This window comes from Psychrobacter sp. T6-1, from assembly GCF_052258445.1.
Map to the genome: position 1 here is coordinate 1 of NZ_JBQQFC010000158.1, position 5,535 is coordinate 5,535.

Consider the following 5,535-nt stretch of genomic DNA (forward strand, 5'->3'; position numbering starts at 1 on the left):
GTCGTACCGATAGAAGATAAGCGTTTAATCTGACTAAATACCGACTCTGCCCACAAGGACTCATTGCAAGAGGGCGCAAAACCATCTAAAAACCAAGCATCAATGGGCGTGCTCTTTTGAGTAGATTGACAATTAGAGTGATCAGTTGCAAGTTTAGCTAAGCTATCGGCAGCATCACCCAGCCAGATATCGAGCGTTAGATTATCAGCGCTAAAGTTAAGGCGATGACAGCCTGCAATAAGGATAGGATAGGCTGCCAACAACTCTACTACCATCGCTCGTAGTTCTGGCGCACGCTGGCACCAAATGCCCAGTATCTCGGTCAAATCCTCGATAGGTATAGGATGCTTTTCAGTAGTGATAATATGTAAGCGCGCATTACTTAAATGCGCATGCGTTGCTCGAAGCTTGCGCCATAAGTGCCAGAGAGCTAGGACATTGAGGCCAGTGCCAAAACCCAATTCAGCGACACTAAAGGTTTGATAAGGGGCTAGATTTGCCAAGCGCTCAGATACATGATTGCCCTCCAAGAACACGTAGCGAGATTCTGCTAAGCCATTAGCCTGTGAGTAATAAACGTCACCAAATTCACCTGATACGGGCACTAGGTTACCTGTATCGTCCTTTTGCCAGTCAATCTGCGCAGGCTTGATGATATTGGCATAGCTCGTAGCTTTTGTAGGGTCAAGATGCCCAATTGGCGCAACAGGATTAGACATAAAAGATCACATCAAATAAGGCAATAAAAGCAGGTTACCAGCGCTCGCGGCGTACAAAAACCAGCCAAGAGATAAAAATACCGACCAGTAAGCTGATGAGTACTGTAAATGCACCGTATAAAAACAGCTGACCTTTACTCTCATAGACCAAGACGTTAACCTGCGTTTGTAAGTCATTAACTTGGCGTTGCAGCTTGGCATTGCGCCCTAATAGCTCTTGATTGGCATCCGATAATGCTTGATTGGAGGGTTGCATTTGCGCCGCTAGGGTATTATCAATGGACAAAGCTAAGTCTGGATCAGCTTGAGCGGTACTGGGCTCAGTCATTGTCATTTGAGTCGTTGTTAAAGGCGTAGGCTCAGCACTAGGAGTTAGTGTTGAAGCCGCTTGCACTGGCATTGTCGCCAATAGCATGATGCTCATTAGACCGTACTTATAATGTTTCAATCGATTCACGATTGTGCTGCCTTGTTGGCAGGCAAGGTATGAATAAAAGGTCTGACGTCTACATGACTATACACACCATCACGCAGGTAAGGCTCGGCATCTACCCAAGTTTGCGCGTCTTTGAGCGTATCAAAATCCGCGATAATCAGGCTGCCTGACATAGCGTCGCTACCATGCTCGATAGGGGTAGGACCTGCGATGATTAAGCGCTGCTCACGATCTAAGGCTTGCAGGCGCTCGACGTGTTCTGCGCGAGTGATTAGGCGTTGCGCTTGGCTACCTGCAACGTCATGACCGATGATAGCAAATAAGGCCATGGTGGCTCCTTAATTAAGAGTAAAATAGCGAGTGTATAATACAAGAAAAGTAAAGTTTTAAATCTATTTGGCAGTTTTGTCCGTCAGTGCTGGATTGACATGGTTTTTTAGCACTACAAACTGAGCAATGACGAAAACGAGCATAATAGGAATCCAGCCGTAAGTCTTAAAGTTGATCCAAGCTTCGTTCGACATGGTAAAGGCCGTGATATAATGCAGCACGCCCATAAGCACAAAAAACAGCGCCCAAGCGATAGTGAGCTTTTTCCAGCCGCTCATAGTAAGCGTAAAGACCTCTTTCATTGCCAGGCGCATCAAAGGCTTGTTAATAGCTACGCTTACGAGCAAGGCAAAGGCAAACACCCCGTTTATAATCGGTGATTTCCAGCGTAAGTAGATGTCATCACGCAGCAATAAGGTGACACCGCAAAAGACAATGGTCAATAACAGAACTACCCATTGCTGCTTATCAAGTTTGCCTTTTTGACGGGCAAAGTGAATGACGTAAACGACGAGAGTCGCTATAAGCAGAGCACCTGCTGCGGCCAAGATACCTTGATTGCGGGCAACGATAAAAAAGGCAATCAGGGGAATAAAATCTAATAGAGCTTTCATAGCTAGGATAGTGTCCATCAAAACGTAGGAGATAGTTTACACGTCTACTGGGCTAAAAAAAAGCAATCAACGCATGAATAAGGCTGTACCTATGAAAATCGATTTGCACTGCCACAGTACCTGCTCTGATGGCACCTTTGCACCTGCTGAAGTCGTTCGCCGCGCACATGTCGCTGGTGTCGATGTTTTGGCATTGACCGATCACGATACGCTAGCAGGTATCGATGAGGCGCGCGCTGCGGCTAATACTTATGACATGCAGCTTATTAATGGGGTTGAGATCAGCTGCGAGCACACCTTGAGTGGTGGCTACGGCAAGAACAAATCTACGAATAAAATCATCCATGTGGTGGGCCTTGATTTTACCGATCGCGCGCAGATGCATGCCACTTTGCAGCAGCTGCAAGACAGCCGAGCGACTCGCGGTCAGCGCATCACCGAAAAGCTGAGCACGCTACTCGGCATTGAGTTTGATGAATTATGGCAAGAAGTGTTGGCTAAAGCGGGCGATAACCCGCAAGCGGTTGGACGCGCTCATATCGGTCAAGTATTGTTTGAGCGCGGTGAGGTCAAAACTGTACAAAAGGCATTCGATAAGTATTTGGCTGATAATAAGCCCGCTTATGTGGCCCTTGACGCACTGAGTATGGCGGATGGTATCGCGCTCATTCATGCTTGCGGCGGCAAAGCAGTACTTGCTCATCCTACCCGTTATCAGCTCTCAGCGACGCGGGTGCGCAAACTTATCGAGGAGTTTGCCGCACTTGGCGGTGATGCCTGCGAGCTACCTGCTGATAGTGAACCGCTGAGCACTCGGCGTATGGTTGATCGCAGTATTACAGAGCACAATCTAGGGGTGTCAACCGGTAGCGACTTTCATGGTAGCAATATGCCGTGGCGCAAGCTAGGTGATATTCCTACTCTAAATGCAGATCAGCGGGGCGTTTGGCAAAGCTTTCGCTAATAGCGAGAACCACGATTAAAAACTTATACTATTATAAATTTAGGTGTTAGCAAATACAGTTTAGTAGGTGTCTGTATTTTGGAGGCGAGAAGTTTTAGAGGCGAGAATAACCTTGTAACAAAGTAAAGCGCTATTAGTCTTAACACGTGTATATAATTGCGTAACATAAGCGTAAACCATTTGGCTACTTATTTATGCCGGTATCTATAGACCAGTTGGGCTATAAAAAACTTACTCAGATTATTTTTGAGTGGCAAGCTGCTGATAGGGCATCGCTGTTTGCGTTATTTATAGTCATCGAGGTCGCATTGCATTGGCTATGGTGCTTGTTTGTATGGTTCAAACGAGACACTTATGGTCTATATGTCAACATGGATCTGCTCTATCCAGTCTGGATATGGACGACTGTCATAGGACTGTTCTCGTACTGGATAGTCGGTCATGTTGCGCGCATCAAAACCTCAGATCAGCGCCTGCATCTGTGGCAAATTATTCTGGTCACTATATACACAGTCTACATTGCCATCGCTATCGTCATCATGGGCTATAGCAGTCTGCTTGCTGGAGTATCTCTGGTTGGCGGCGCTATGCTTGGTATGATGCTGATTGAACAGTGCTACATTTGGCGTGCTTTTTTGGCGCAAACCTTTTTGATATTGTTTGCCGTCTCTTTGCCATATTTTGGTATTGCTTTACCTAATTTGAGCCAGTTGGTTGTGACTTCACTGCCGCCTGAGGTATATCATCAACTGACTTATAATGAGGTGATGACGATCGAGAATGCTATCGCTGCCTCAAACTTCAAAAACAATGATCTAAGATGGGATAGCGTTAGAGAGATTCAGCGCTCTTCAGCGTTTTTTTGGCGCTCAACGCATATGTATTTGGCGCTGCCAAAAGCGATTTTTATCGTTGCGGTGTTTAGAGTGTTGCTGCTTGTTTTATACGCCAGTAAAGATGAGAGCCTGAAACAGGCCAATCAAGACGATTTGACGCATTTAAAGAGTCGCCGTCATGGTCTTGAGATGATGCAACAAGCATTAAGAAAAATGTCTCGCGGACAAAGCTTTAGCATTATCTTACTCGATCTTGATAATTTTAAAGACATTAATGATGAGCAAGGTCATGATGCAGGCGATAGAGTACTGCAAAAAGTATCGGCTATACTGTCAAAGCCTAAATTAGAACTGTCAAAGCCCAAATTAGATGTAGCAGTCAAAGACGCTATCGTTAGCCGCCATGGCGGCGAAGAGTTTTTGGTCGTATTGCCTAACACAGCACATAATAAAGCCATGAGTATCGCCGAGCAATTAAGACAAGATATCGCTCAGCATCCTATCGCCCTTAGTGATAATTTAGAGGCTGTAGAGAGTGTGGATACAGTAGAGTATCTAAATGTTACAGCAAGCTTTGGGGTTTATAGCGTTGACTACGAGGAGCTAACGGCATACAAAATAACGTCTGTAGCCCATACAGATGCTATCTCATTACCGAATGATATCTGCCAATACTTTATCAGTATAGCGGATAAAGCTTTGTATAAAGCCAAGCATCTAGGCCGTAATCAAGTGGTTAGCGCCAACGAGTTACTGGTGCAAGGCGCTATTACCAAAAAGCGTTACTGCAAATAGTATCAGGCAGTAAAAAAGCCTTATTCACGCCATTTGTAAGTTTTGAACGACACTTGCCAGCACGCTAGTGGCAAAACTACCTGTCGTCAAAGTAAAGCTGAGCACTAATGTCTGCTCACTACTATCTTGCTGCTCTTGCCACTCCCAACGCATCGCTTCAATCGGTAATCGCAATGCTCGCCGCTGCGCTTTGATGCCTCGCAGCTCTAAACCTTTTGCTAGCTCTGTTAATAATAGATTATTCTCTATGACATCAGCTTCAAGCTGGGCGGCTAACCCGCTGACCTTATCGTTAGATGTGCCCCACAAGACGCCCGTTGGATGAATGTCGGCGCTGGCAAGGCGCTCGCGTAATGTATCTTCTATGCTATCGCTAGCAAATATCGACCCTGAGCCATCGAGGTTAAATACCTCGCCATCTAGTCCCGTATTCCAACTGCCATCACGCACTCTTGCAGCCAATATCTCATTGAAAATTAAACTACGCGCCGCTGACAACTCCATCGAGTTTTGCTCGCGCGGTGCACGTTTACGTTTGCTCTTTTTGGGCGTAGCTTGATGCTCTGGTATGGAGCGCGCAAACAGCGCTAAGGCTTCTTTAATATTGTTGCCTTGCCAGCCAAAACGCTGTGGACCAAAATAATTAGGCACACCGCTTTTGCTAATAGTCGCTAGATGCTGTTCTACAGACGACTTATCGTCATCCTTCAATTCAATATCTTGCAAAGTAATATCTCGCAAAGTAATGATAAATTGATTGGCCCTGTGCGTCCCGCGATTAAGCTTTTTGTTATGCCAATGCTGGGCGAGGATAGTGATTGATTCTTCATCGCGAATATCT

The 5,535-nt window shown here is 45.8% G+C and carries 7 protein-coding genes; 2 read left to right on the top strand and 5 right to left on the bottom strand.

All coding sequences use genetic code 11. The features are described from left to right. From mnmD to ispZ, 4 genes are all read right to left on the bottom strand, one after another. Positions 1 to 719, bottom strand: a 719-nt coding sequence (gene mnmD, locus ACTXGO_RS09015) for a tRNA (5-methylaminomethyl-2-thiouridine)(34)-methyltransferase MnmD (RefSeq protein ID WP_443574131.1), incomplete at its 3' end; no start/stop codon positions are given. 34 nt (positions 720 to 753) lie between these two features. Continuing rightward, complete coding sequence (locus tag ACTXGO_RS09020; protein WP_435949505.1) at positions 754 to 1,176, bottom strand: hypothetical protein; 423 nt, start codon at positions 1,174 to 1,176, stop codon at positions 754 to 756. After that, complete coding sequence (locus tag ACTXGO_RS09025; protein WP_435949504.1) at positions 1,173 to 1,484, bottom strand: YciI family protein; 312 nt, start codon at positions 1,482 to 1,484, stop codon at positions 1,173 to 1,175. Before ACTXGO_RS09025 ends, ACTXGO_RS09020 begins: the two co-directional genes overlap by 4 nt. Before the next feature lie 63 nt (positions 1,485 to 1,547). Next, complete coding sequence (ispZ, locus tag ACTXGO_RS09030; RefSeq protein ID WP_317199064.1) at positions 1,548 to 2,099, bottom strand: septation protein IspZ; 552 nt, start codon at positions 2,097 to 2,099, stop codon at positions 1,548 to 1,550. Between the two features lie 91 nt (positions 2,100 to 2,190). On the opposite strand from ispZ, the gene ACTXGO_RS09035 reads away from it, so the two are divergent. Together ACTXGO_RS09035 and ACTXGO_RS09040 are read left to right on the top strand one after the other, a co-directional pair. Beyond that, positions 2,191 to 3,063, top strand: a complete 873-nt coding sequence (locus tag ACTXGO_RS09035) for a PHP domain-containing protein (protein WP_443574133.1) — start codon at positions 2,191 to 2,193, stop codon at positions 3,061 to 3,063. A 194-nt stretch (positions 3,064 to 3,257) separates the two neighbouring features. After that, the gene (locus ACTXGO_RS09040) at positions 3,258 to 4,694 is read left to right on the top strand and encodes a GGDEF domain-containing protein (protein ID WP_443574134.1); all 1,437 of its coding nucleotides are present in this window, start codon (positions 3,258 to 3,260) and stop codon (positions 4,692 to 4,694) included. Between the two features lie 24 nt (positions 4,695 to 4,718). Here ACTXGO_RS09040 and truD read toward each other — a convergent pair. Next, a partial coding sequence (gene truD / locus ACTXGO_RS09045; RefSeq protein WP_443574136.1) for a tRNA pseudouridine(13) synthase TruD occupies positions 4,719 to 5,535 on the bottom strand: 817 nt, incomplete at its 5' end.